This is a genomic window from Fusibacter sp. JL298sf-3 (assembly GCF_053842995.1).
The window spans coordinates 2,223,756-2,247,859 of sequence record NZ_CM132608.1; the positions used below are offsets into that span (position 1 = coordinate 2,223,756).

At 43.8% G+C, this 24,104-nt stretch carries 25 protein-coding genes, 2 tRNA genes and 1 other RNA gene; all 28 read left to right on the forward strand.

The window, feature by feature from the left end; all coding sequences use genetic code 11:
• Positions 1 to 39: 39 nt before the first annotated feature.
• Complete coding sequence (locus ACR6HW_RS10610) at positions 40 to 816, forward strand: ParA family protein (RefSeq protein ID WP_455727700.1); 777 nt, start codon at positions 40 to 42, stop codon at positions 814 to 816.
• Positions 806 to 1,678: a ParB/RepB/Spo0J family partition protein gene (locus tag ACR6HW_RS10615; protein ID WP_455727701.1), complete on the forward strand. Its 873-nt coding sequence runs from the start codon at positions 806 to 808 to the stop codon at positions 1,676 to 1,678. The genes ACR6HW_RS10610 and ACR6HW_RS10615 overlap by 11 nt, the downstream gene beginning before the upstream one ends.
• Before the next feature lie 171 nt (positions 1,679 to 1,849).
• Positions 1,850 to 2,749: a diacylglycerol/lipid kinase family protein gene (locus ACR6HW_RS10620; protein WP_455727702.1), complete on the forward strand. Its 900-nt coding sequence runs from the start codon at positions 1,850 to 1,852 to the stop codon at positions 2,747 to 2,749.
• A 154-nt stretch (positions 2,750 to 2,903) separates the two neighbouring features.
• Entirely contained in the window at positions 2,904 to 4,211 is a 1,308-nt protein-coding gene (locus ACR6HW_RS10625; RefSeq protein WP_455727703.1) for a helix-turn-helix domain-containing protein, read from the forward strand.
• A 432-nt stretch (positions 4,212 to 4,643) separates the two neighbouring features.
• Positions 4,644 to 5,096, forward strand: a complete 453-nt coding sequence (locus ACR6HW_RS10630; RefSeq protein ID WP_455727704.1) for a hypothetical protein — start codon at positions 4,644 to 4,646, stop codon at positions 5,094 to 5,096.
• A gap of 4 nt (positions 5,097 to 5,100) precedes the next feature.
• Entirely contained in the window at positions 5,101 to 5,481 is a 381-nt protein-coding gene (locus tag ACR6HW_RS10635) for a helix-turn-helix transcriptional regulator (RefSeq protein WP_455727705.1), read from the forward strand.
• An 11-nt stretch (positions 5,482 to 5,492) separates the two neighbouring features.
• On the forward strand, positions 5,493 to 6,257 hold the full coding sequence (locus tag ACR6HW_RS10640) for a hypothetical protein (RefSeq protein ID WP_455727706.1): 765 nt from the start codon (positions 5,493 to 5,495) through the stop codon (positions 6,255 to 6,257).
• 13 nt (positions 6,258 to 6,270) lie between these two features.
• On the forward strand, positions 6,271 to 6,912 hold the full coding sequence (locus tag ACR6HW_RS10645; protein ID WP_455727707.1) for an OmpA family protein: 642 nt from the start codon (positions 6,271 to 6,273) through the stop codon (positions 6,910 to 6,912).
• A 28-nt stretch (positions 6,913 to 6,940) separates the two neighbouring features.
• A tRNA-Arg gene (locus ACR6HW_RS10650) sits at positions 6,941 to 7,015 on the forward strand.
• A gap of 56 nt (positions 7,016 to 7,071) precedes the next feature.
• Positions 7,072 to 7,521, forward strand: coding sequence for a nucleoside deaminase (locus tag ACR6HW_RS10655; RefSeq protein WP_455727708.1), 450 nt, complete (start codon positions 7,072 to 7,074; stop codon positions 7,519 to 7,521).
• 4 nt (positions 7,522 to 7,525) lie between these two features.
• Positions 7,526 to 7,615: transfer RNA gene (locus ACR6HW_RS10660), tRNA-Ser, on the forward strand.
• 11 nt (positions 7,616 to 7,626) lie between these two features.
• An RNA gene (ffs, locus tag ACR6HW_RS10665) (signal recognition particle sRNA large type) lies at positions 7,627 to 7,890 on the forward strand.
• A 217-nt stretch (positions 7,891 to 8,107) separates the two neighbouring features.
• Positions 8,108 to 9,940, forward strand: coding sequence for an HD domain-containing protein (locus tag ACR6HW_RS10670; RefSeq protein ID WP_455727709.1), 1,833 nt, complete (start codon positions 8,108 to 8,110; stop codon positions 9,938 to 9,940).
• Positions 9,937 to 11,730: an HD-GYP domain-containing protein gene (locus ACR6HW_RS10675; RefSeq protein ID WP_455727710.1), complete on the forward strand. Its 1,794-nt coding sequence runs from the start codon at positions 9,937 to 9,939 to the stop codon at positions 11,728 to 11,730. Before ACR6HW_RS10670 ends, ACR6HW_RS10675 begins: the two co-directional genes overlap by 4 nt.
• Positions 11,708 to 13,384, forward strand: coding sequence for a DNA polymerase III subunit gamma/tau (gene dnaX, locus ACR6HW_RS10680; protein ID WP_455727711.1), 1,677 nt, complete (start codon positions 11,708 to 11,710; stop codon positions 13,382 to 13,384). The genes ACR6HW_RS10675 and dnaX overlap by 23 nt, the downstream gene beginning before the upstream one ends.
• A 1-nt stretch (position 13,385) precedes the next feature.
• Positions 13,386 to 13,721 carry a YbaB/EbfC family nucleoid-associated protein gene (locus tag ACR6HW_RS10685; RefSeq protein ID WP_455727712.1) on the forward strand — a complete coding sequence of 112 codons (336 nt, stop codon included), beginning with the start codon at positions 13,386 to 13,388 and terminating at the stop codon, positions 13,719 to 13,721.
• A 10-nt stretch (positions 13,722 to 13,731) separates the two neighbouring features.
• On the forward strand, positions 13,732 to 14,328 hold the full coding sequence (gene recR, locus ACR6HW_RS10690; protein ID WP_455727713.1) for a recombination mediator RecR: 597 nt from the start codon (positions 13,732 to 13,734) through the stop codon (positions 14,326 to 14,328).
• A gap of 221 nt (positions 14,329 to 14,549) precedes the next feature.
• On the forward strand, positions 14,550 to 15,662 hold the full coding sequence (locus tag ACR6HW_RS10695; RefSeq protein WP_455727714.1) for a MinD/ParA family ATP-binding protein: 1,113 nt from the start codon (positions 14,550 to 14,552) through the stop codon (positions 15,660 to 15,662).
• On the forward strand, positions 15,659 to 16,819 hold the full coding sequence (locus tag ACR6HW_RS10700) for an ATPase, T2SS/T4P/T4SS family (RefSeq protein ID WP_455727715.1): 1,161 nt from the start codon (positions 15,659 to 15,661) through the stop codon (positions 16,817 to 16,819). Before ACR6HW_RS10695 ends, ACR6HW_RS10700 begins: the two co-directional genes overlap by 4 nt.
• Complete coding sequence (locus ACR6HW_RS10705; protein WP_455727716.1) at positions 16,816 to 17,709, forward strand: hypothetical protein; 894 nt, start codon at positions 16,816 to 16,818, stop codon at positions 17,707 to 17,709. Before ACR6HW_RS10700 ends, ACR6HW_RS10705 begins: the two co-directional genes overlap by 4 nt.
• Before the next feature lie 12 nt (positions 17,710 to 17,721).
• Positions 17,722 to 18,327 (forward strand): hypothetical protein, encoded by a 606-nt coding sequence (locus ACR6HW_RS10710; protein ID WP_455727717.1) that lies wholly within the window; start codon positions 17,722 to 17,724, stop codon positions 18,325 to 18,327.
• 15 nt (positions 18,328 to 18,342) lie between these two features.
• A complete protein-coding gene (locus tag ACR6HW_RS10715) occupies positions 18,343 to 18,576 on the forward strand; it encodes a hypothetical protein (RefSeq protein ID WP_455727718.1) in 234 nt (77 codons plus the stop codon).
• Positions 18,576 to 18,962 carry a hypothetical protein gene (locus ACR6HW_RS10720; protein ID WP_455727719.1) on the forward strand — a complete coding sequence of 129 codons (387 nt, stop codon included), beginning with the start codon at positions 18,576 to 18,578 and terminating at the stop codon, positions 18,960 to 18,962. Before ACR6HW_RS10715 ends, ACR6HW_RS10720 begins: the two co-directional genes overlap by 1 nt.
• Positions 18,963 to 18,984: 22 nt before the next feature.
• Positions 18,985 to 19,398 (forward strand): hypothetical protein, encoded by a 414-nt coding sequence (locus ACR6HW_RS10725; protein WP_455727720.1) that lies wholly within the window; start codon positions 18,985 to 18,987, stop codon positions 19,396 to 19,398.
• Positions 19,399 to 19,409: 11 nt separating this feature from the next.
• The gene (locus ACR6HW_RS10730) at positions 19,410 to 19,991 is read left to right on the forward strand and encodes a CpaB family protein (RefSeq protein ID WP_455727721.1); all 582 of its coding nucleotides are present in this window, start codon (positions 19,410 to 19,412) and stop codon (positions 19,989 to 19,991) included.
• A 70-nt stretch (positions 19,992 to 20,061) separates the two neighbouring features.
• The gene (locus ACR6HW_RS10735; protein ID WP_455727722.1) at positions 20,062 to 21,591 is read left to right on the forward strand and encodes a response regulator; all 1,530 of its coding nucleotides are present in this window, start codon (positions 20,062 to 20,064) and stop codon (positions 21,589 to 21,591) included.
• A gap of 219 nt (positions 21,592 to 21,810) precedes the next feature.
• Positions 21,811 to 22,956, forward strand: coding sequence for a THUMP domain-containing class I SAM-dependent RNA methyltransferase (locus tag ACR6HW_RS10740; protein ID WP_455727723.1), 1,146 nt, complete (start codon positions 21,811 to 21,813; stop codon positions 22,954 to 22,956).
• Between the two features lie 20 nt (positions 22,957 to 22,976).
• Entirely contained in the window at positions 22,977 to 24,077 is a 1,101-nt protein-coding gene (locus tag ACR6HW_RS10745) for a DUF5711 family protein (protein WP_455727724.1), read from the forward strand.
• Positions 24,078 to 24,104: the final 27 nt, after the last annotated feature.

The window sequence follows — 24,104 nt, forward strand, 5'->3', positions numbered from 1 at the left end:
TCTAGTATAATGGAGATAATATGAACCGTAGGAGGCAGTATGGGTAAAGCAATCGCTATATTTAACCAAAAAGGCGGTGTCGGAAAGACGACCACTGCTATAAATTTTGCAGCGGCCCTGGCAGAAAAAAAGAAGAAGGTCCTTTTAATTGACAACGATCCCCAAGGCAATATGACCAGTGGTCTCGGTATAGACAAAACGTCATTGACGTACAGCTTATACGATGTCCTGTTACAGTCGAAGTCTATAGAAGAAGTTATCGTCGAGACGGCGTTTAAAGGGATTCATATCGTTCCCGGCAGTGTTGATTTAGCAGGGGCAGAAATTGAATTAATTGAGTTTGAACGAAGAGAATTTTTGTTGAAAAACCAACTGGATGCGGTTTCAAGCAACTACGATTATATAATTGTAGATTGTCCACCGTCACTGGGTTTGCTCACGGTTAATGCCCTAGTAGCGGTACAGAGTGTTTTAATTCCTATTCAATGTGAGTACTACGCACTAGAAGGACTCGGACACTTGATTAACACATTTAACCTCATTAAAGAAAATATAAACCCCAATATCGAAATTGAAGGCGTTTTACTGAGTATGTACGATGCCAGAACTAATCTTTCATTACAAGTACATGAAGAAGTAAAGAAATACTTTAAAGAGCTGGTGTTTAGTACAGTGATACCACGAAATATTCGGTTGGCTGAAGCGCCGAGTCACGGGTTGCCTATCATGTATTACGATAAGCGTTCAAAAGGGGCTTTGGCTTATAAGAATTTAGCCAAAGAGTTCTTGAAAGCAGAGGTGAAAAATGGCCGTTAAAAAGAGTGGTTTAGGAAGAGGCCTAGGTGCTTTGATCCCAACAGAAAAGGCGCAAAAAATTGAGATGAACATCAACGCTCAAGGAGAGCTGATACAAGAGATTGATATTGACTTAATTGTGCCGAACAAAAACCAACCGCGGACCTCTTTTGATGCTGAAGCCATAGCGGCGCTTGCCGATTCGATTGAACAACACGGGCTGATTCAACCGATTATAGTGAAACCCAATAAAGGAACTTTTCAAATTATCGCCGGCGAACGCCGATGGCGAGCGAGTAAACAAGTCGGAAAGTCAAAAATATCTGCGATTATCAAAGATGTCGACGCTTTTACAATTGCGCAATTGGCTTTGATTGAGAACTTGCAACGAGAAGATTTATCTGCAATTGAGGAAGCTCATGCTTACGAGCAGCTGATTTCAAATTACCACTTGACGCAAGAGCAACTTAGTAAGATTGTCGGAAAAAGTCGGTCACATTTAACAAACACACTACGACTGCTAAAGCTTGATAAGTCGATGCAAGAAGCCATTGCTTCCGGAGCGATTTCTCATGGGCATGGTAGAGCACTTTTGTCTATAGACGATGAGAAACTCCGTCAGCGCCTATTTGACATGATGATAGAAGAGGGCCTGAGCGTTAGAAAATCTGAAGAAATTGCAAAAGAGGGTTTCAAGTCCAGTGTGAAAAAAGTGCCGCGTTTAGAAAAGCAAAAGGAAGTTGTGGCCATAGAGAATGAATTGTCCAGTACTTTTGGAACAAAAGTTAAGATAAAAGAAAAATCGGGTAAAGGTAAAATAACCATAGACTTTTACTCCGTTGATGATTTAAACAGGATACTGGAGTTTATTCAAAGAGGATAATGTTTCACGTGAAACATCAAGGCATCATGTTTCACGTGAAACATTTTTATTAAGCCGTCATGCGTCTTAACAGGAGAAGAAAAGAACACCACTAATTCACGAGATTCAACACGGGTTTTAAAACGCAGGGGCATGTTAGAGCGTATAGAAAAGGACAAATAGAGGAAAACTATGAATAGAAAAATCGCAGTTTTAATCAATCCCGTTGCAGGAAAAGGAAAAGCGATTGAAACATTGCCGCTTATTTTAGAAATGTTTGAGCCGTATAAAGGTGAAATAGAACTGAGTATTCACGTGTCAAAGTACAAATCTGATATAACGACTTTGACGAAAATGTGTATTGAAAAGCGTATTTACGAGTTTGTCGCATTAGGAGGCGATGGGACACTTTTTGAACTCGTCAACGGTTTACCTGAAGATGGCGCTGTGTTAAAACAAATCAAAATTGCCTTACTGCCTTTGGGAACAGGGAATGATTTTGTAAAAGCGGTATCGGATAAACGCGAAATATCAGAAATTTTAAAACGTGTTATTGAAAATAAAACACAGCCAATTGACTTTGGAACGGTGAACCAACATAAGTTTATAAACAGTTGCTCATTTGGAATTGACGGGCCGATTATTCAAAAAACAGAAAAACTAAAAGATAAAGTTTCCGGATCAGCGGCCTATATGATGAGCACGCTTTCAACGGCACTACATTATAAAGCACCTATGATGCGGATTACTATAGACGATACCGTTATAGAAAAAGAAATTCTACTGCTGGCGATAGGTAATGGTAAGTACATTGGCGGCGGTATGAAAATTTTTCCCGATAGCGATTTAACAGACGACTTACTGGAGGTATGTGTGGTAGAAAAGGTTTCTCCTCTAAAGTTCTTGAAAGAGTTTAAAAAAATCTACAAGGGTCGTCTAAGTGAAATTAAAGAAGTACATTATTACAAAGCAAAGAATATTAGAGTGGAAGCCATTAATGGTGTTACATTTATCAATGCTGATGGCAATTTGATCGGCACAGATCCGGCAGATATCTCTGTGGGAAAAGAGCAAATAAACATCTTTAATTAACATATATTGTAAAATAAAAGGCGTCCGTATCGTGTTTATTTGCGCATCGAGTACCAAACATCAACAAATCGATAAAAGTCTTTAAAACGCGAAATTTAAGAGAATTAAAGGGGTGATTCCAATAGACTCTATAAAAGAAGCTAAATCGGTTTTTATGAGAACCGGAAGACTCAATAGAAATGTTATACGCGATGAAGTGGCCATTTCTTGGTATAAATGTCAGCTCAATAAAATGCGGCCGGAACACATCGTTGAACTTTTAGAAAGTGCTTTTCAGTTAGAAGCGTTTTCACTTTCTAAACGACAGCTGGATGGAATTGTCAACGAAGCTTATGATTATTATTTGCTCGATAAACAACTTAAAGTATTGGCTTCACGTACGCAGTTGTTTCATCTTAATTTTACCACACTTGAAGAGTATACAGTTGGAACGAATGCCGGAGCGCTTTCTGTTCGATATGAGAAGGTCATGGTGCTACAACCTGAAGAACATTATTTAGATATTTTATCCGCTCATTTTACAAGTGCTTTTCCGATTGTTTGCAACGAATCGGTAGAAGGGTGCTTGGTTTTGGTTTCGGATTTTGAACCGAGTCCCTATGATATTGGCCAGTTCCGATCGGCAGTGAGCAGTATGCCGTTGCTCAACAAGCAAGTTAAGACAACCAACTTGGTGCAAGATGTTTTTCATTCACCTCTCTTTCATTCGAAGGAACAGTTTGATGTCGTCGATGAAAAAGTCAGGTCCTTTCTTTCGACTTCAATGCCGCTACTGATTACCGGTGCTAAAAAAACCGGTAAGACAACTTTGGCCTGGCATATTTTTAAACATTTAGGTGAATGGCCGTACTACTTAAATCTAGCTCAGATGCCAATGGGATATTTAGAAGATGTGTTTAAAGAGCTCGCGGCTGCGCACCGTTGTTTGATCATCGATCACTTGGAGTTGGCCTCTGAGAAATTGTTTGGCGTCATCACAGGTGTCATCGATCGACAGCTGATGAAAACCGACGAGAAACACCACATTGTATTTACTCGAGAAAACATCGGTAACTCTTTGCCATCAAAGCTTTATGAGCGGTTAAAAGGACAGGAAATAATCCTTGAGGATTTTGATACCTTATCGTCAGATGCGCGCGTAGGTGCCCTTAAGTTTCTCTTGAGACAACAGGGATATACTTATGACGACGCCGAGCTTTTGATGATTGAAGAGGGGTTATCAAACGATACTTATGACGATGTCATCGATTTAATAGAGGGTCTTAAGGAAGAGTGTAAACCGTTTACAAGAGATTCTATTACCCACTATAATGCAGAGCTGTTTGGATCATTGGCGCATTGCGAAAAGCAGTATATTGAAGAAGTCTATCAAAAGTTACACGGCAACGCCACATTGACTTGTGAGGTTTTAAACATCAGCAGAAGTACTTTTTATAGAAAAATAGATAAACAATCAAAATGAGACATCTCACTCAAAAATGAGGTGTCTCATTTTTTAAAACCGTTGTAAGTGTCTTATTATCAAACAAAAAAAGGGTGTTCAAATTTAAAACGGCAAAGTCTTACGTCGTTTAAAACCTAGTGTTTAAAATGATTTAATGCCATAATAGTAAATGGGTATACGAATAAAGTGCGGTGAAAAATAAGTGTAAGTGCTTACAGAATTAAATCTTAAACATTTAAATAAGATGATTTATAAACAATAGTAGATATATGAAAATAGTATTTGAAAAGCCCTATGAATTTCTGTAAAATAGAATAAATGATTGAAAAATGAGTTTTTATAATGTCTAGAACATTTACAGTTAATTAACTGTAAACAGAAATGTCGATAAAATGCTGCCGATGGTATACGGGGGAGTCGACAGCCTGTTTTATTTTGTAGGGGGGATACATGTATAAAATAAGCGAAGTTGCAGAACTGTTGCTCGTAGAGAAAACAGAAATTTTTGCCAAGCTCATTTCCCATAAGTCTTTGCTCGAGCCTAACATTAAAAAGATAGATGGGGTTACTTATTTTGATCAAAGAGGGGTAGAAATTCTAAAGACGCTGCTCAACAAGCCGGCGTCTATGGAAGAACAGCCACCTGTGCCGGAAGAAGCAGAGGCCGAGGTGCTAAGTGAAGAACCGGTTCGCAAGCAACCGTTGACGCGTTACGAAAAGGAACGCAAGGTCTATATGGACCAAATTGAGATTTTAAAGGCCGAGTTGTTGCGTCTCGATGAGGAGTTGGCAGTAAAGGATGCACTTATCGAAGACTACCAAGACAAGCTGGATAAGACTTTAGAGACGTTTAACGCGCATCAACTGGTCTTGTTGAAAAAGATTAACAGTGTAACGGGGTGATTAGATGTACCGTGTAATTGAAGTGGCGAGAATGCTTGGGGTAAGCAAGGTCACAATTTATAAAAAAATAAGTAAAAATAAAAAGGCCCTTAAAAATCATGTGCATACGCGTAGCAACATCACGTATATAGACGATGAAGGCATCGATATTATCAAAGAGACCATTGAACAAAATGTCCGTCACGGGGACTCGACAGATTTGGAAATCAGGCAGATGGCACTCCAAGATTTGTCCATGATGGTCGCTTTCTTAAATCAACAAGTTGCATCCAAAAAGAAGCAAATACAGCGCAAAGACGAGGTCATCGATCAATACAAAGGCAATCTCAAGCGCTACAGGGGGAAAGTTCAATACTTGGAAAGTAAAATGAATCTGTTTAATTAGGAGGTAGTCAAGTGGTTGCAAAGAAATCGATTTTTGAAAGATTGGGGATTATAGAATCGACAAACCCCGATGAAGAATTGTTAAATGAAGATCTCGTGTCAAATGAAGAGACAGAAGTCCCTGAACCTGAACACGTCCCAGATTTGACGAAGATGACAGACTATGCGTCTCAGAATGAAACACAGGGTGAGACTCTAGACGAGCCAACAAGCGATGCGACAGACGAAATACAGAGCGATGAGACACCTATTGTGGAAGATGTGGCAGTAGAGAAGCCTAAACCTTCTATTGCAAAAGAAGATATTCCAAAAGATATCGGTGACAAACTCGATTTGATTATTGGTGCGTACGAAAAAAATAAGCTGATGACAATAGAAGAAATTTACCGCAACTCCAACTTGAATGCAGATGTCAAAAAGACGATTTTCATGACCGATGTGTATTTAAAGGCCATACCGGAGAATTTACCATTGGATGTAAAGCGTGAAACGGTGCTCAATATCATGCAGGTCTCCAATATAAGTTTAGACGATTTGCTTAACGATGCCTACAAGCGCATCGACTCACTTAATACGGTACTTGAAGAGACGGTTTCCACAACACAGGACGTGTTTGAACGCAATGAAGCCACCATCAATGAGTTGCAAAAGCGCATAGAAGACTTAAAAGAAATCAACGCCAATAGACGCAAGTTCCAAGAAGATCAAAACACCATGATCGAGTATGAGATTCAGAAAATTATCAACCTCGTTGAATTTGTCAAGCCAAAGAAGTAGAAGGTGAGGCGACATGGAGTATCGATTGACACGAAGGGGAAAAGTGCTGGTTGGTGTAGTGATGTGTGCACTTTTCATAGGTATGGTTTCATCGGGAACATACATTGTTCGTTACTTTGGTGACCAAAGAGCTGTAACGGTCGAAAGTGAGGCGCCACCGGTCGTCGATGCGACACCTGATAAGGTTACCAATGAGGAAGACCCCGGCGGGGAAGCACCTGTGCCAGAAACACCGGAACCTGTTGAAGTAACTGAGTTGCCGGAAACGCCTTCAGGACACTACAGCACGCTTCAATTAGATGATTTAAAGAACTTTGAGCTGATTCTCCCGTTTGCATCCGGTGAAACGCACCTGTCTGAAGAAGCACATCGGGAGTTGGTGTATCTTATGGAAGTGCTCAAACGTTACAAAGATGAGCCCATAGCCATTGTCAGTTATGTAGACACCGCATCGGGGACTTGGACATCGGAACAAATTCGTAACATAGGTGACAAACGTATTGAATCCGTTGCACAGGCACTGATTGAGCTTGGACTTGATATCGAGCGCATTCAAGTTCAAAATGGTACGCAGGCTTTTGATGACGAGATGTCAGATGACCGCGTGGCCGTTTTCTTTTCCAATCATTATGGGATTGATAAAAACTCAAAATAAAGTTATAATAAAATAGTGTTCGAAGTGGGCCCTCATAGTTAAATGGATATAACATGCCCCTCCTAAGGGCAAATTGCAGGTTCGATTCCTGCTGGGGGTGCCATTGTTTTGAACGCTGAGCAGTACCGAACGTTCTATTTCGGTGAAAGGCAGTGCAAAATGACTAAAGAAACATTTATGGCCATGGCGCTTGAAGAAGCGGCTCAGGCAGCACGTATTGGAGAAGTCCCCATAGGTGCCGTTATCGTTAAGGACAATCTGGTAATCGGTCGCGGACACAATACGCGAGAATCAAGTGAATGTGCTTTGGGCCATGCAGAGCTCAACGCCATTAAAAACGCGTCAAAGTCAATAGGCGACTGGCGATTGACGGATTGTGATATCTATGTTACAATAGAGCCCTGTCCCATGTGTAGTGGGGCATTATATCAGTCTAGAATTAGGACGATTTACTATGGCGCCCAAGATTTAAAAGCCGGTGCCTGTGGTGGTCTTTTTAATTTGTTTGAAGTCGATGGACTTAACCATTATTGTCAGATCGAGTCGGGCATAATGGCAGAGGCGTGTCGAGAAATTGTAAAGGCGTTTTTTAAAAGAAGACGTCGATAGATGAGGAGAGGTGTCCGAGTTGGCTAAGGGGCACGCCTGGAAAGCGTGTAAGGCTGTCATGGCCCCGCGGGTTCGAGTCCCGCTCTCTCCGCCATTCAACTTACGCCATGCTAGACGGGGAGGTAGCGGTGCCTTGTAACCTGCAGTCCGCTAAAGCAGGGTTGATGCTTAGCTGAGGGTGAATTTTGTGAAGTCAGTCGCAAGTAAGTGATGTTGAGAATTGGGTCCTACGCAATAGGTACCTGTGAACTCCGTCAGGGTCGGAAGGCAGCAGCGGTAAGCAGGCCCATCTATGTGCCGTGGGGGTTCCTGGTTTGAGTCAACTGCTTGAGGTACGTTTATAAAGTTCATTCGAAGCTAAGTGCATGGCTTACATAATAAAACACCACTCGTATGAGTGGTGTTTTATTATGTAAGCCATGCTGTGCCACAGCGCCGCATGGTGGACAGGGTGTGTTTTCTGTCTCATTTTGACCCTATAAATCATTTCATCACATAAAAGTACAAAAAAAATCAAATTTTTATTGTACTTTTAGAAAAATTCAAATAACATATATTTAAGACTTTGTGATGAAAGGAGTTTCTCATGAAAGTTTTTGGTGTGAAAAAACTTTTTGTTCACCTTTTAATATATATGGGCATTCAATTTCTGGTGGTGATGCTCTCTATAGCCGCATTGATACACCTGATCCCTGTTCGTTTAACGACTCTACTAACCGGCGGTGTTTTTTTTGTTTTTACAAGCTTGGCGGCGATGGCGCTATACGGCATGATGTACATACAGGAGCAAGAGCGGGTGTACGGCTGTTTGGGAGATGTGACGCTCATCGATCAAACCTATTTTTTTAAAAAGCCGGTAACGCAATACGCCTTGCTTAAACAGCATTTAACACAAACCACAGGGTTTTTAAAAGCGCTTAATCAGGCATTGACTCTAGAGGAAGAAAAAGTGAAGGTTCTAGAGGAGACCTTGACTTCTCAAAGCGTTCAGCTGGAATCACAACAAGGCTTTTACGCCAGTGCATCAGGCACTTTTAACGCCTTTTTAAAGCATCTGGATTACGGCTTTGTGGTCATAGATACCTCCGGTAAAATACGCTGTATGAGCGACAGTTTTAAACGTTATTTTGAAAAGCCGCCCCTATTTATCTTTGAGTTGATGGCCATTGATTTTCACGGTATCGATTTATTCATAAAGCGCGACATCGATCGCATTAAGTTTCACCTTAAATTAAACGGCAAAGAAACGCCGGTTTTTGGGCGCACCGTTCGACAGATGAAAGCGGGCGAGGTTCAACACATCTATTTGTTTCTAGAGGATTTACCGGCACTTCAGGCTATTAAAGACGCTCACTATAAAAAGAGCAAGGTCATTAATTTGCTCTACGAACTCAGTCTGGTCGTTTCCGATCAAAATACAATTCAGACGGTGCTTCAGGAGGCACTGGAGAAGCTGAACTATGTGGCGGCATTAGAAGAAGCTGGCGTCAGGCTTTACGAACCGGACAAAGGCTTGGTGTTGAAAGCCACTAACGGCCTGAAATCGATCGAATCGTTTAAAAGGATAAAATCTGTGACGCAATCCCACGCCGGGTACGCTTTTTTAAACAACAAAATGCACATCATCAACCGTAAGAGCGATTTGTTGCTCAGAGAGGCGGGGGTTTTGGCGTGTCTCGAAAAGGGACAGTACATCGCTTATGTACCTCTGGTGAGCAACGACAAGAAAATAGGGCTCTTCAGCGTGGTGACCACACAACCTATTGACGAAAATGATACGGTCTTTTACGAGTCCATTGCCATTCAGTTGACGTTGGCTATTGAGAAGATTATGTTAATTGAAGAAGTAAAGAACAACTACTTTAAGACTGTGGAGGCTTTTGTAACCGCAACAGAAATCAAGTCCAGACGATTTGGCGGTCACTCTAGACGCGTGGCGGAACTTTGTAAAATCATAGCAGAGCGCCTCTATTTTAGCCAATCAGAGGTGGACGAAATCTATATTGCCGGCCTGTTGCACGATGTGGGCAAACTCGCTTTTTCAGATAACGCCCTCGACAATTACGTCGATGTGCATACCCATGGGCGCCTCGGTCGCCAAATGATTGAGAAAGTTGGTCTCAGTAAAATGATATTAGAGGGGATTGAGCATCACCACATGGATTACAACGACAAGGCCATGGCGACAATGGGGCTTAAAGAACAGCCGTATTATGCACAAATTATCAGAGTTTGTAACGATTTAGACATGTTTTTGACCTATTCTAAAAGAGAGGCTTTTTACAAGACGTTTATGATGGAAATGGCCCTTTTTGAAGGGGAAAAATACGCGCCGAACTTTATACGCATTTTGACCAGCATGTTTGAAGACCCCGACAATATAATTTTTGCACTTTACGACGAAGAGGTGGCTTCATGAAGACGTCTAAACTCTCTTGGCTGCTCTTCGGTATTTTGGCAGTCCCCGGCATGCTCTTCTGGAGTGTCTTGGCGATTTTTCAGTGGACGCTGTGGACGACAAAAGAACGTACAGTTTTTGTGTTGGCTTTTTTTGTATACTTCATAATCAGTTATTATCTTTATTATGTTTGGTCGGTTTGGAGCAATCGGAAACGCAGCGCTAGTGAACCGATTCATCAAGCCACTGCAGGACTGGTGGATGACAGTTGTACACACGACTTTCTCGAAAAGCTTCCCGAGTCCAACGCCAGAGAACGCCTTGTAAAAATCGGAAAAGCACATCGCTTTTTTGAGCAGACACAGTTTAAGTTTTCGAAAGACTTTGAGTACCTGCGCAATTGTTATGACGCAAAAAGTTTACAACTTCAAGAAACAACTGCTGAACTTGAAAAGACCCTTGAAAAGACCAAAGAGAAGGTGGCGGAAAATCGCTTGGTCATGACGCGCGTCTACGACCCGATGGCGTTGCTAGATGAAAAGGAACAAGTTGTTTGGAGCAATGACCGTTTTAAGTACAACTTCATTGAGTTGGTGGAAAGTGGCGTGATTCCACCGGATAAGATTGAGCATCGTCTATCGTATGAAGGGCGTCAACTGGTGGTTTTGAAAGACAAGGCACTGAGGCTGACGAAGGCAGAAGATCTCAAGCTGAGCAAAGACGTTCATTTTAAGCACATCACCCAGCGCAACCTCGACTTGAAAGGCAGCATCGGCATCGACTTTCTCATTGGCAAAATTTTAGAGAGTATCGATGAAATTTTAGGGCTGGACGCCTACGACCTGCACTTTATAAAAAGCGATCGTACCCTCGTGCGCAGGGCCCTCAAGCAGGTATCGATTTATCAAAATGCCGACGAGGCGTTTACACCGATGATGTATTTAAACGACGATTGGATTAAGCATCCTAGACTCGTCTTTATCGATTACAGGGAGCGCGGGCTCAAGAGCTTAGTCATTGCACCACTAGAAGTCGACGGGCGCCTAGTGGCCGTTTACAGTTTGTTTCTTCGGAGTCGCTTGAAAGAAGCGGACAAACAGACCATTAAGTTGTTTAACAATCAGTTTACAATGGTAGTGCAGCGGGCAGTCATTTACGACACACTGAGAAACCAGTATTTTAACACCATTCAGGCGTTGGTCAATGTTATTGAGGCAAAGGACAAATACACCGAGGGGCATTCGCGGCGCGTTTCGAGATTTGCGGTTGAAATTGCAAAAAAAATGGGCTATAGTAATGAAGAGGTTGAACGCATTGAAATTTCCGGCTTACTTCACGATGTCGGCAAAATCGGCATCCAACAGTCCATCTTAGTTAAAGAAGGCAAGTTGACCCAAGAGGAATACGAAGAAATGAAACTGCATCCGGAGAAGGCCATACAAATATTAGAGGCCATCGATTTGGAAACCGATATTATGGACGGGATCCTCTACCATCACTTGCGCTATGACCTCAAAGGCTACCCCAAAGTCCGATTGGACCGTTTGCCTGAGTTCGCTTCTATTATTGGTGCCGCAGATGCGTTTGATGCGATTACGTCTGCGCGCTCTTATTCGGGAAAACGATCTATTGAAGAAGCTGTTCGCGAACTGGAGCGATTCAGTGGTAGCCAGTTCGACCCCAAAATTGTCGAGGTCATGCTCAAATTGATACAGGAAAATCGAGAGCGTGTAGAATTGATTATTGAAGATTATGCCGTGGAAAAACGCGATATTAAAGGAGAATACGATGTCATATCAGGCGCTTTATAGACAGTGGCGACCTCAAAATTTTGATGAAGTCATCGGTCAAAACCATATTATTACGCCGCTTAAAAACCAAATTGTATCGGGAACCTATGGACACGCCTATATTTTTTCAGGTACGCGGGGAACGGGGAAAACATCTACGGCTAAGATTTTTGCTAGAGCGGTTAATTGTTTGTCGCCTGACGCCGGTAACCCATGTAACCAATGTGAGAACTGCCTCAGTATTTTAGAGGACCAGTTTATCGATGTGGTGGAAATGGATGCGGCGTCAAACAACAGTGTGGAAGATATTCGTGAACTGCGTGAACACGTTAAATTTTCGCCGTCAAAAGGCAAGTACAAAGTGTATATCATAGATGAGGTCCACATGTTGTCCCAAGGGGCTTTCAACGCCTTATTGAAAACACTTGAAGAGCCACCGTCTTACGTGATGTTTCTACTCGCCACAACCGAACTTCAAAAAATTCCGGCGACCATTTTATCAAGATGCCAAAGATACGATTTTAAAAGAGTGTCGTATGACGCCATTTTAAAGCGGTTAAAACATGTTTGTAACAGTTTGGGTGTCGATTATGAAGACGATGCCCTGCGACTGATTATTGAAAAAAGTGACGGTGCCGTGAGAGATTCGCTGTCCGGCCTGGACCAGTGTCTCGCAACAACGGAACATATGTTACGAAAAGAAGATGTGATAGATATATTGGGCATTGTGGAAAAGACGCAGTTGTTAACACTTGCACAGTTTATTGCTCAAAGTGAAGTGGAAGAGGCGCTTAAAATTCTCGATCACATGGTACAAGCGGGCAAAGACTTGACGCAGTTGCTCAACGGCATGATTGCCCTTTACAGAGATTTGCTCGTCGTTAAAAACACCTCTGTTGAACACCATCAACTTTTGATCCCCTCTTCAGAAGCTTATATCGCTTCGCTCGTTGAGCTTTCTGAGGCGATGACGCCGGCACATATCAGCCGTGCACTGGATTTGTTTATCGATTTGTCTAAGCGCATTAAGTTCTCATCCAATAAACGGATACTCATAGAAGCTATTGTGTTCAAATTGACCAATCCCGTTTACGACAATTCCTTTGAGGCACTTCTCGAACGCATTGAAAAACTTGAAAAAGGCGTGGTCGTACAAACCCCTGTCACAGCGCCGACTAAAATGCCTTTAAGGGACACTGCTGCACCTGTGCCATCGGCGCCTCAAGTAGCAACAGTTGAACACACTCGGCCTAGTTCGGAAACAAATGGGGAACAGACCGTAGAGACAGTGCCTTCTGAAGTGGAGACCTTTGTGGAATTTGCAGAGGGCGATTTGACTTTAGAGGCGGTTGAAACCCATTACAATGCGTTTTTATCCGAAGTTTCTGAAAAGAAAAAAGCCTTGTCGCCGTTCTTCGACAACTCTAAACCGGTTGCCGTGAAGGGGACGCAATGCACCATTGCTTTAACCGGTGAAAACAAGCTCTTTATTGGTGTGTTGACCAACCCGAGCAATTTAGAGGCACTTAACCACATCATGAGCGCCCATGTTAAAAAAAATGTTCAACTTACTTTTATCGTGTCTGATGAAGCTTCAAAGCCTTCTGACATGAAAGAAGAAGTAAAGAACTATTTTGAAGCTTATAAAAATGTTTTAGAAATTAAGGAGGACTAAAATGGCAAAAGGAAAACCTATGATTCCGGGAAATATGAACAATATGATGAAACAAGTTCAAAAGATGCAGAAGGATATGCAAGACGCACAAGCCAAGATAGAAGAGCAAGAGTTTGAAGCGACAGCAGGTGGTGGCGCCATTAAGGCCGTCGTCAACGGTAAAAAAGAGGTCATCAACATCGAACTCAAACCTGAAATCGTCGATCCGGATGATATCGAAATGCTTCAAGACCTGATTATTGTCGCCGTCAATGAAGCCTTAAAAACTGCCGATGAACAAATGAATGCCACAATGGGCAAATTCACAGGTGGCTTGAATATTCCGGGCTTATTCTAGGAGGCCGTGATTGAAGTATATACCTGCCATCAGCCGTTTGATAGACGAGTTCGCTCAGTTGCCCGGCATCGGGAGAAAAACGGCTCAGAGATTGGCGTTTTACATTATTGACCAAGATCTTCAAAAGGCGGAGTCCTTTGCAAAAGCACTGGTCGATGCCAAACGCAATGTCCACTTTTGCGACATTTGCTTTAACCTTACAGAAGAAGAGACTTGCGACATCTGTCGAGATGCCAAGCGAGATGCTACCACGCTATGCGTCGTCGAAAGTACGCGGGACTTATATGCCATAGAGGGAACCAAAGAGTTTCACGGCAAGTACCACGTGCTACATGGGGCCATTTCTCCAATGGATGGCGTGGGACCAAATGAAATTAAGTTGAGGGAACTCATTGTCAGACTGCAAAATGAAGCGGTAGATGAAGTCATACTGGCGACTAACCCAACCATAGAAGGGGAAGCAACCGCCATGTATATCTCTAAACTATTGAAAGGCACCGATATACGCGTGACCCGATTGGCACACGGTATACCGGTGGGCGGCGACTTAGAATATGCCGACCAAGTGACTTTGGCGAAAAGTCTTGAAAACAGAAGAGTGTTGTAAGCTATAAAATTTCCTGTGAGACAGTTGTCTTGCAGGTTTTTTATTTGGCAAAAACCGGGGGTATCGCAAGAGTCGCTAAAACTTTTCACTCTATAAGTGTTTAAAAATGAAACAGTGGGTTGCTTGCGAGGGTCTCGAAAGAAAACATCAAAAAAGCCTTTACAAAAATATGGAAATGTGTTATTTTAATACCATAAAGTGGAAAAGAAAGGATGTAATGGATGAACGGCTACATATACTACGACACCTTCCAAGAAGCGTTTTTAAAGACACTCTCCGGCAGAGTCCCGCGCTACACCCCGACAACAGAGCCGGATAGTATTCCGGAAAGTGCGTTTAGGCATACACCGATTGTACTGGTTGTCATTGCACAGCCGTCGGAAACCCAAATGGCGCATCTTGCAGAAAGACCTTGGAGTAAAATCTTCATTAGAAAGGGGGTTCGGTTTCCAGTAAAAGATGTTGTGTTGTTTACAGACGTGTCCGATTTTGACACAAAATTGGCCGCCTTCTACAAAGCATTTGAACACGCGCTGAAAGAGAGCTACCATCAGCTTCACGACAAGGAACCCATTCCTCGACCTCAAAAGCGATGGTTTAGGCGAGAGAAGCAACCCATTGTCTTAAAAGGTCTCTACACCATAAGCGGAAACAGCGAAGTGGCGGCAGAACTTGCAAAAACTTATGCACGTCAGGCGGTTGCACAAAAAGTGCTCCTTGTAGATGGGGATCTGCACAAACCGTCACTGGATCGCATCTTTGGTATCGATACGATTTTTACCGGTGTCAAGTCACATCTTAAGGGCATTGACAACACAGGGCTCAATATTTTCTTAGATGCCATTGGAAAAAGAGCCCCTCTTGAACCGGTGCTCAATGAAGTGGTACACAGACGTAGCGAGGGATTAGACGTTATGCTCGGCAACTACAACCTCTACAACATCGAACACTATGAAGACGTCGTTTTAAAAAATGGTCTTGAGAGCTTGACTAAGTTTTACGACGTGGTATTTGTAAGTGTTAACACAATTGTGTATGATACATTGTCTCTACTTGCTTATCATGTTTCAAATAAAAATATTTTTATCTGTGATGACCAAGTTGAAAGCATTCGGTTTGTCAAAAATATATTGGAAGTTTTACAGTTTAAACAACATCTGGCGAACACCAAGCAATTGGTGGCTGTGCAAAAGAGTAATAGAATAGAAAACTACAACAAATCAATGTCTAAAAAGATATTTGGTAAACAGTTTACAGAGTGTTTGCCCCCAAGAGATAAGAAGCGTAGACACCACACTAAGCTCCTTAGACAATTAGAAGGAGGTCGACAATGATACGAAGTATTTACGAAACGGTGGCACTTGAAAAACTTCCCGCCTACAATTCGAAAAGTGACATTGTCCAGACCATAATTGACGAAATTCTCCTCGAGTATACGAGCCTGATTGCAGATATTGAGGATCAGCGCGTCGACGCGAGTCTTTTAAAAAAAGAGATTTCCAAGAAGGTCGACCAGAGAAAAGGCCTCTACGATGCCGAAGGCGTTAAAACGCAAATCTTTGACGCCATTTACGGTTACGGCATTTTAGAACCGTTTATAAAAGATTCGAGGTATACGGATATCGACGCGCCGAGGTACGATTTTGTAACGGGAAAGTGTAACGGAAAGATGGAAGTGCTTCCAATTGTCTTCGATAATGAGCGCGTCTTCGAGCGCTTTTGTCGATTGATTATCGTTCGACACGGTGGCGTAATCAACGCCGTCGATACGCATTGTCGAGTGAGCGACAGGCAAAACAAAATGCGAATCAATGTCTGTATAGCGCCGCGCAATGCGTCGGGTACATCGCTGAACATAAGAAAACATCGGGAAAAGGCGTACAGCTTCGACGCTTTAGTGGACTTGGACTTCATGACGCCGGAAGTCGTATCGATTTTAGAAGCCGCCAATAAAAACCGAGAAAGTCTTTTAATTTGCGGTAAAGGCGCATCGGGGAAAACGACCTTGCTCAGGACGTTAATCGATGGCGGTGCACCAGATGAGCGAGTACTCATCTGCGAAGCCGATACCGAAATTTACCCTGAAAAGAAAAACACCATCGTACAGCAAATTCAAAAGCAACGTGCAGCGGTGACACTGGAAACGCTTATACGCGAAGGGCTTACAATGTCTTTGGATACCTATTGTATCGGGGAGATTACAGGCAGCGAAGCCTTTCCGTTTGTTAGAGCGGGGCATACCGATCACCGCGTACTGGCCACCTTACACGCCAGTGGTGCAGCAGATGCTCTCGACCGGTTGTTGATGCTCATTGAAAACGAGACCGATATGAGCGAGTCGGCTCTCAAAAAAATGATTGCGCACAGTGTCGATAAAATTATTTACCTTAAAAGCTTTAAGGTAGAGGAGATTCTCGCCGTGAAGCCCTATCGCAAAACAGTAGAAGATTTTGAAACGACCTGTGTATACAAAAGGGCAGGTGCGCTATGAGTGTGCTGATACTGCTCAACTTTTTAACACTTGTAGGGGCCGTTTATCTGAAGCTGCACAGCCATTCTTTTAAACGGTTGTACCAGACGACGCAGTCAAAAGAGTACGAAAGCCTTAAGACGGTGCAGCTGAAGATGAGTCAGATACAAAAGCGGTACTACAGCTACACGTATCTAGATGATTTCATGACGCCCAAAACCTTTGAGAAACTTATTTGGATTTGGTTTTTCGTATCGGCAACCATTGCCCTTATCGCATTCGGTACAAGCCTTAGAGCGCTTTTGCTCTTTGTCTTTTTAGTGTCTGTGCCATTTGCCTATTTGGAAATGCGCATACACCATATCGTGTCTCAAATTGACAAGGATCTGCTGGATTTTTTCACGACGATTAACGCCAACTTAATTCAGAGTCAGGATTTAATCAAAGCACTTGTCTACGCTCAGGCACAAGTGGACAACCCTTATATTTTAAAGGGGATTGTCCGATTTAACGTCACCATCAAAGCCGGTCTGTCGCCGGACATAGCATTCTCTATGCTGCACGAGAGCACGATTCACCCCTATTTGAAATACGTGTACTTAAACATAGAGCAGGCACATTTAAAACGCGGCGACGTCATTAAGTTGATGGGGGCATTAGAGGAAGAATACAGTTTGATACAAGTTGAGCGCAACAAGCGGCAGATTGAACTCAGCCAGTACCGAAAGTTCACTTGGATCAGTCTGGGAATTGTACTGTTGACGGCGCTGAAAGTCATCCGGTCTCAAGATTACATCTTGAATTATTACAGACAAAACGATGTCGGCGGCATCGTCGCCCTTCTTTTGTTCTGTTTGACCGTGCTGGGCTTCATCGCTCTCATCCACACGACGGCGAAAAAAGTCGATTAGAGAGGGGGCATCATGGTCTTTAAGTTAATTGTCGCCAACGCCGTGGCGATGGGGGTGCTGTCTGTGTGTTGGCACAGGCGGCGCCTCTATAGAGCGGCGGTGCCGGCGACACCGCACAAGCCCTTTTCATTTTCGACAGGCAGTCAAATGAAAAAAGATGAGAAAGCCATCTCCAAAAACTTCTACAGGCTCTATAAGTACATTCATTTGCAAATTTCGGTAGGCACGCGTGCAGAAGAAATTTACAAGAGCCTTTATCGAGTCGTTGAAAACAAACGGTTGAAATCTCAGCTTAGACAAATGTCTGTAATCATAGCTCAGAGTCACGACATCGAAAGGGGCATCGATTACTTAAAACAGACGCTTACGACACAAGAGGGCAAGACCTTTGTCAACGTCATCGACAACATGAAGGGGTTCGGATTGGCAGAGAGCTCGTTTATGCGCTTGGATCACATGTTGTTTCAAAAGTATTTGTCCAATATCCGCAACGAGACAGAAAAAATTAAAAAGCGTTATTTTCGAATTGTGGTTTTATTCACCATTGTAACGACATTAATGCTGCTGTTACCGATTATCAATCAGATGATAGTTTCGGCCAAAAATATATTTTATTAGCGAGGGAGGCATCATATGAAAAATGAAATGAACAAAACGTCGCAGAAGAAAAGGGCAAAGAGCGCGCCAAAATTCTTGGCGTGCGAACGGGGGGAGTTTGGAATGAACGCCATCATAGGTATAGCCATCGGCCTTATTGTCGCCGCTTTTATCTTGATTCCGGGGATTCAGAACTTCGCCACGCAAATTATGACCGATATGCAGAATTGGTGGACGAACGCCATCAGTTCAAAGGTGTTTATTAGGTAATGGGCGTCAGTCAAATTGTCGTTACGGCCGTTAGCCTCGTATTGGTCATCGTCTTGTGCGTCGGCATTATCGAGCTGGTACTGCCGATGTACAAACAGTATCAGTTTTCCGGCATCTGCAGAGACTACGGTTTGGTCATGGAGAGTGAAAACGGCCTGTCGGCAACACGGAGAACGGCGCTTAAACAGGCGCTTCAAGACATTGGGTTAACCGATGTCGCCATTGATGCACCGGCACCTTACAGCGTGCAGTGGCGAGGCTTTATGGGGTTTAGAGTAGAAGGGAAGTATGAAAAGTATGGCTTCACAAGTTTGTTTGAAAAGGAAAAGCAGTGGCTTACGCTCTTTTACGAAACCGATGTCATGGCGCGAAAAGTGGCCAACTAGTCGGCGCCGAGGTGGCGCAGAAATGGGGATTCTCATCGCCCTTTTCTGTATAACGCTCTTTGTCCTCTTGCCCTTGCTGACACATTACATTGAAATGAAAGAAGTGCAGCAGGTCAAAGAGCGGCTAAAGGCCGCCTGTGACTTGGCGTTGAGTGAGATGGTGCTCGAGATGGATGTCGAAGCGCTCAGCATGGGCACGCCCATGGTACATTCAGCGGTGGAAGGCACCTATCGCCAATTGCTAAAAGAGAAGATGGCACTTTCCGGGCTCGGTGAAACCGTCGACAACTTGTCGATGGGCTACGCTCAAGGTGGTGGTTACTACGAGATAGAAGTGGCTTTTCAAACCCCCTATGTGCCGAAGTTTGTCGACACTGCCTTTTTTAAGCGACCGCTGCACATTCGTTATACGTATCAGTTCCCCATCAACCATTAAGGAGTTGTATTTTGAAGAGAATTGCAATCGTAATAGGATTTATATTGCTGGGCGTTTTAATTACCGGTCTCGAGGTCAACGCGATACAGGAGGCCAAGGCGGCGTCTTATGTAGACGTGACAGCGGTAAAAGCCGACACAAAAGCGGGAACGCTTTTAGAAGAGCGCCATTTGATGAAAGTCGCCGTATTAGAGGAAACGTTGAGCAAAGAGTATTATCAGAACACCGCTTCTGTCATCGGCAAGCGCCTCGTCGACGATGTCGGGCAGAAGACCATTTTAACAGCTGCGATGCTCACTCATTTTGAAGAGGATGCCGTTCTTGAAGAAGGTGCGCTGACCAGTATCAAGTTGTTGCCGGAATCGGCACTGTGCTGGGACCTTAAAATCGGAGATGAAGTCGAAGTCGTGGCTAAAAATTTAGACGGTCCGGGGATTGTTCCCCTCGGCAAAGTGACGGTGAAAGGCATATACGATCACCTGCTTGAGGACGACGCCGTTCCGACGTATTTACTCGTTAGAGGAGAGGATGCCGTCATCGGTGCAATTATCGGCCATAAAAAAGACGGTCAGCTGGAAATCATCAAGCGTTGATTAAAAGCCCTCTGACATTCGATTTGATATTTGGTATAATAAGACTATCAAAGAGAATGAGAGGTCTTCAATGGATTACAGTCGATTGTCGAGAGAAACATTGATTCACGAAATTGAAAAACTTAACCGCGCCCTTGAGAGGGAGCGCATGCTCTCAAAAAGTGTGGCACTTGGCCTGGACAATATTTGCGACGAAGTGGCGTTGCCGGTTTACTGTGTGGGTCAGGACTACAGCATCTTGTGGGCGAATACATACGCCCTGAATCATTTTGAAAATGTAGGTAAGTTCAAGTGTTATCAAGTCTTTTTCGGAAGAGACGACATTTGCCCGGAATGCCATTTGACGCATATCATCAACAAAGGCGCAGTGAACAAAATCCAAGTAGTTGAGGGGGGCGATACCAAGCAAGTTGTTCAACTGCCCATCAGCCCACTGGAAGGGGTCTTTGAATACCATTACAAAGCCACCGAAGGCTTGACGGAAAAAGAACGCTTAAAAATAGCGCTAAAAGAATCGGAGTTGCTTAGCGACTCGCTTAAATTGACCCTTGAAAATCAAAAGGCGTTTACAGAGCAACTGATAAAAGTAATACGAACGCCGCTACGCGCTTTAAACGGCTTTTTTCAAATGGATCCTGCACTCCGCCCCAACTACCTCGATACCCTTAAGAACACATCGCATCAGCTCTACGAACTGTTGAACAAAATGGTTTTTTACAGCGCCAAAGACTTGTCTGACAGATTGCGTGAAGAAGAGCCGATGAACCTAAAGCGGATCGTGGAACTCGCCGCCAATCAGTCCCGTCTCAACCGTTCTTATAAGAGCATCGACCAAGAGATACAAGTGGTATTTTCACCGACGATTCCCGATGTCGTTCTCGGCGACTCGCTTAAGAATCAATTGCTTTTCACCTATTTGTTTGAATGGCTGATGTACACCTGTAAAAGTGCCTTGATTAAATGTCAAATTACCGAAATTAAACAGACGCACGAAGACATGTACATCGCTGTGAACTTGTATGGCGTCGACAACGAAGGCGACGACGAAATGGAAGACAGTTTGAACGCCATCGACCACTATGCGGCCAAAATCGGTATGGACATCGTGCAGCAAATCGTAGATGAACTGGACTTTAGAATGGAGATTAACCGCGGCCTGAAAGGCGAGCAGACAGTAGAGCTTATCGCAGGTTATAAAAAGTACATCCCCAAGAAAGAGTCTGAAACTGTGGCGACAAAGAAAGAACAGCGTCGAAAGCGCATTTTAATTGCCGATTACGAAAAGCCCAATATCAGTTTGGATTTTTTTGAAAACTACGAACTCTACATTGCAAAGACGGGAAAAGAGGCCATTGAACTCTACTTTGGGGCAGAGCCTGAGTTGACGCTTTTGAACATCGCCATTGAGGATTGCGACGGCTTTGAAGTCTTCGACGAAATTCAAAGGCGGCGTCGGACATTCACTCCGGTGGTGGCCATGTCGTATCCGCTGATCGACGGCGAGAAGGCGTTTATGAAGGATTACGGCTTTGACGACTACTACCCGAAGCCCCTGGACATGCTCGTCCTCAAAGAAATCGTCAAACGCTACCTGCGTTAGTGTACAGGCCCGTTCACAAGTTAGAAAACCAAAGCGCTGTTATAACGCCTTGACTTGGCGCCGGCCTATGCTTTTGCCGAAATCCAGTACGATACCTCTACAGGCATGAGGTGCGGACTGGATTTTTTATGGCTTACAGCGCAGGGGAATTTATTAACTTTCGGCGCATGCTTTTGTGTTATAATGTCTTATAGCGAATGAATAGAGATTGGAGAACTTATGAAATTAAGATTAGTTGCCACTTCGGTTTTCGGTATGGAAGCCATTGTGGCCAATGAAATAAAAAGCCTCGGGTACGAAAACATCGTGACTGAAAACGGCCGCGTCCTCTTCGACTCGGACATAGAGGGGCTTTTAAAAGCCAATATGTGGCTGCGCACAGCAGAGCGGGTTTTCGTGGAAATCGGTGCGTTTAAGGCCAAGACTTTTGAGGCCTTGTTCGAGGGCATACACGCTCTACCTTGGGAAGCGTATATTCCGAAAGACGGTGCTTTTCCCGTCGATGCCAAGTCTGTTAAGTCTACACTTTTCAGTCTTTCGGACATTCAGAGTATTTCGAAGAAGGCGGTTGTCAAGCGCCTTAAAAAGCTCTACAAAACCGAGTGGTTTGAAGAAACGGGCGCCACATACAAAATCCTCGTATCCATTTTAAAAGACGAAGTAAGCGTCATGCTCGACGCCTCGGGCACCGGTCTACACAGACGGGGGTATCGCGAGCGCGCCAACCAAGCGCCTTTAAAAGAAACACTTGCGGCGGGACTGCTTATGATTAGCCGATGGAAGCCGACGATGCCACTTATCGACCCGTGCTGCGGCTCGGGAACGATTGTTATTGAGGCGGCACTTATGGCGAAAAACATCGCGCCGGGTTTAAATCACAAGTTTGCCTGTGAAGCGTGGCACTGGGTGCCGGAAGCGCTTTCAAAATCCGTTCGAAAAGAGGCGTATGCCGCCATCCGACACGATGTCGACATGCCGTCCATTCAAGGGTACGACATCGATGAGCGATCGATTGACATCGCCAGAGACAACGCTGAAATAGCAGGTGTCGACGACATCGTTCACCTTCAAGTTAGAGATATCAAAGACTTCAGCACCGCCAAACCATATGGTCATATTATTGCCAACCCGCCTTACGGCGAACGTTTGGAAGAACAGGCCTCTGTAGAGAAGTTGTATAAGCTCATGGGGCGCGTATTTTCGCAGTACCCAAGATGGTCGAAATACATCATCACTTCCTATGAGGATTTTGAAAAAGTATTCGGTTCTAAGGCGACTAAAAACAGAAAGCTTTACAACGGTAGAATCAAGACGTACTTTTATCAGTATTACGGTGAAAAGCCGAAGAAATCCGCATCAAAATAAGAAAAGGATAGGTCTGGAGAATGAAGCGTTTAGGAAAGAAAGTCTCTTTGCTTCTCTTGGTCGTATGCCTTATCGTGTCCTTGCGCTTTGAAGGTATCGCCGCCGATGTAAAGGGCGAAGGGTATCTGTACAAAATCGGGATGCCCCTCAATCAAAACAACAACTTCGAATACCGAGCCCAAGTGTTTCAAATGGACGACGCCTACGTCATCGTAGACCCTTCGGAAATTATCTACATCGACGATCGGGGAAAGCCCATTTGGAAAAAGCCGCTTGCGTCTCAAAACGTAGGCGCATCAGTAAGCGACAAATGGATGGCGCTCTGCGAAAGAAAGTCCGGTGATGTATTCGTCATTGACAATTCGGGAAAATTATTGGCGGAAAAATTCGGTCTCGGACCGATAGAAACCCTTAAGGTCCTTAACGACAAATACCTCGCTGTTCTAAAAAAGAACAGAGAGCTTCTCGTCATGGACAAAGACCTCAAGGTTCACAGTACGACGATGCTGCCCAAAGGGAAAATCGTAGACTTCGGTCTAAACCCTCAGAGCAGTGAAATCGTATTGGGTCTACTGGATCTGAGCAGAAGTGATTTCAATACGAAAATCTTGTTTACCGACATGCAGGGCAATATCAAAAGCGGCAGTCATATTTACGAGGCAATTCCCTACGATTTGCAACTCAATCAATCGTCTATTGCTATGGTTGTCGACACGGGATTTTTGTTCTACAATTATAGAGGTGAAAAAATAAGTGAGGCGCCCGTCGACCGAACCATTCAAAATTTTATGTTTCACGAAAGTGGCGACATCTATGTGCACCTTTTAGACGAGAGCGGTTCGCTGGACAGCAATAAGCCGGAAAGTCAAATCGTCTCATACGATGCGTCGGGCAATGCTTTGTTCGACTTTATACCGCCGTTTAAGGACATAGTGGGAATGCGCTCTTTCGGAGACGGTCTCCTGCTTTACAATCGCCACAACATCGCCGTGTTAAACACACAGGGCAAAGTGGTTCAGACCTACGCATTTAAAGAAGAAATCGAATCGGTACTGTCGGCAGACGGCAACAGTTTTTCAGTGGCGTTTGTCAATCGATTGGATATTTACGTCAAACAGTAGCTGTACACCAAAGATTACGAAAGCGAG

What these genes read in the sequence shown, in the direction of transcription:
- ACR6HW_RS10715 (WP_455727718.1), top strand. Translation starts at nt 18,343, where the DNA reads ATGAAAAATGAAATGAACAAAACGTCGCAGAAGAAAAGGGCAAAGAGC.
- ACR6HW_RS10645 (WP_455727707.1), top strand. Translation starts at nt 6,271, where the DNA reads ATGGAGTATCGATTGACACGAAGGGGAAAAGTGCTGGTTGGTGTAGTG.
- ACR6HW_RS10655 (WP_455727708.1), top strand. Translation starts at nt 7,072, where the DNA reads ATGACTAAAGAAACATTTATGGCCATGGCGCTTGAAGAAGCGGCTCAG.
- ACR6HW_RS10685 (WP_455727712.1), top strand. Translation starts at nt 13,386, where the DNA reads ATGGCAAAAGGAAAACCTATGATTCCGGGAAATATGAACAATATGATG.
- ACR6HW_RS10675 (WP_455727710.1), top strand. Translation starts at nt 9,937, where the DNA reads ATGAAGACGTCTAAACTCTCTTGGCTGCTCTTCGGTATTTTGGCAGTC.
- ACR6HW_RS10630 (WP_455727704.1), top strand. Translation starts at nt 4,644, where the DNA reads ATGTATAAAATAAGCGAAGTTGCAGAACTGTTGCTCGTAGAGAAAACA.
- ACR6HW_RS10615 (WP_455727701.1), top strand. Translation starts at nt 806, where the DNA reads ATGGCCGTTAAAAAGAGTGGTTTAGGAAGAGGCCTAGGTGCTTTGATC.
- ACR6HW_RS10735 (WP_455727722.1), top strand. Translation starts at nt 20,062, where the DNA reads ATGGATTACAGTCGATTGTCGAGAGAAACATTGATTCACGAAATTGAA.
- ACR6HW_RS10670 (WP_455727709.1), top strand. Translation starts at nt 8,108, where the DNA reads ATGAAAGTTTTTGGTGTGAAAAAACTTTTTGTTCACCTTTTAATATAT.
- ACR6HW_RS10745 (WP_455727724.1), top strand. Translation starts at nt 22,977, where the DNA reads ATGAAGCGTTTAGGAAAGAAAGTCTCTTTGCTTCTCTTGGTCGTATGC.
- ACR6HW_RS10635 (WP_455727705.1), top strand. Translation starts at nt 5,101, where the DNA reads ATGTACCGTGTAATTGAAGTGGCGAGAATGCTTGGGGTAAGCAAGGTC.
- ACR6HW_RS10695 (WP_455727714.1), top strand. Translation starts at nt 14,550, where the DNA reads ATGAACGGCTACATATACTACGACACCTTCCAAGAAGCGTTTTTAAAG.
- ACR6HW_RS10620 (WP_455727702.1), top strand. Translation starts at nt 1,850, where the DNA reads ATGAATAGAAAAATCGCAGTTTTAATCAATCCCGTTGCAGGAAAAGGA.
- ACR6HW_RS10740 (WP_455727723.1), top strand. Translation starts at nt 21,811, where the DNA reads ATGAAATTAAGATTAGTTGCCACTTCGGTTTTCGGTATGGAAGCCATT.
- ACR6HW_RS10710 (WP_455727717.1), top strand. Translation starts at nt 17,722, where the DNA reads ATGGTCTTTAAGTTAATTGTCGCCAACGCCGTGGCGATGGGGGTGCTG.
- ACR6HW_RS10725 (WP_455727720.1), top strand. Translation starts at nt 18,985, where the DNA reads ATGGGGATTCTCATCGCCCTTTTCTGTATAACGCTCTTTGTCCTCTTG.
- ACR6HW_RS10705 (WP_455727716.1), top strand. Translation starts at nt 16,816, where the DNA reads ATGAGTGTGCTGATACTGCTCAACTTTTTAACACTTGTAGGGGCCGTT.
- ACR6HW_RS10625 (WP_455727703.1), top strand. Translation starts at nt 2,904, where the DNA reads ATGAGAACCGGAAGACTCAATAGAAATGTTATACGCGATGAAGTGGCC.
- ACR6HW_RS10720 (WP_455727719.1), top strand. Translation starts at nt 18,576, where the DNA reads ATGGGCGTCAGTCAAATTGTCGTTACGGCCGTTAGCCTCGTATTGGTC.
- dnaX (WP_455727711.1), top strand. Translation starts at nt 11,708, where the DNA reads ATGTCATATCAGGCGCTTTATAGACAGTGGCGACCTCAAAATTTTGAT.
- ACR6HW_RS10610 (WP_455727700.1), top strand. Translation starts at nt 40, where the DNA reads ATGGGTAAAGCAATCGCTATATTTAACCAAAAAGGCGGTGTCGGAAAG.
- ACR6HW_RS10700 (WP_455727715.1), top strand. Translation starts at nt 15,659, where the DNA reads ATGATACGAAGTATTTACGAAACGGTGGCACTTGAAAAACTTCCCGCC.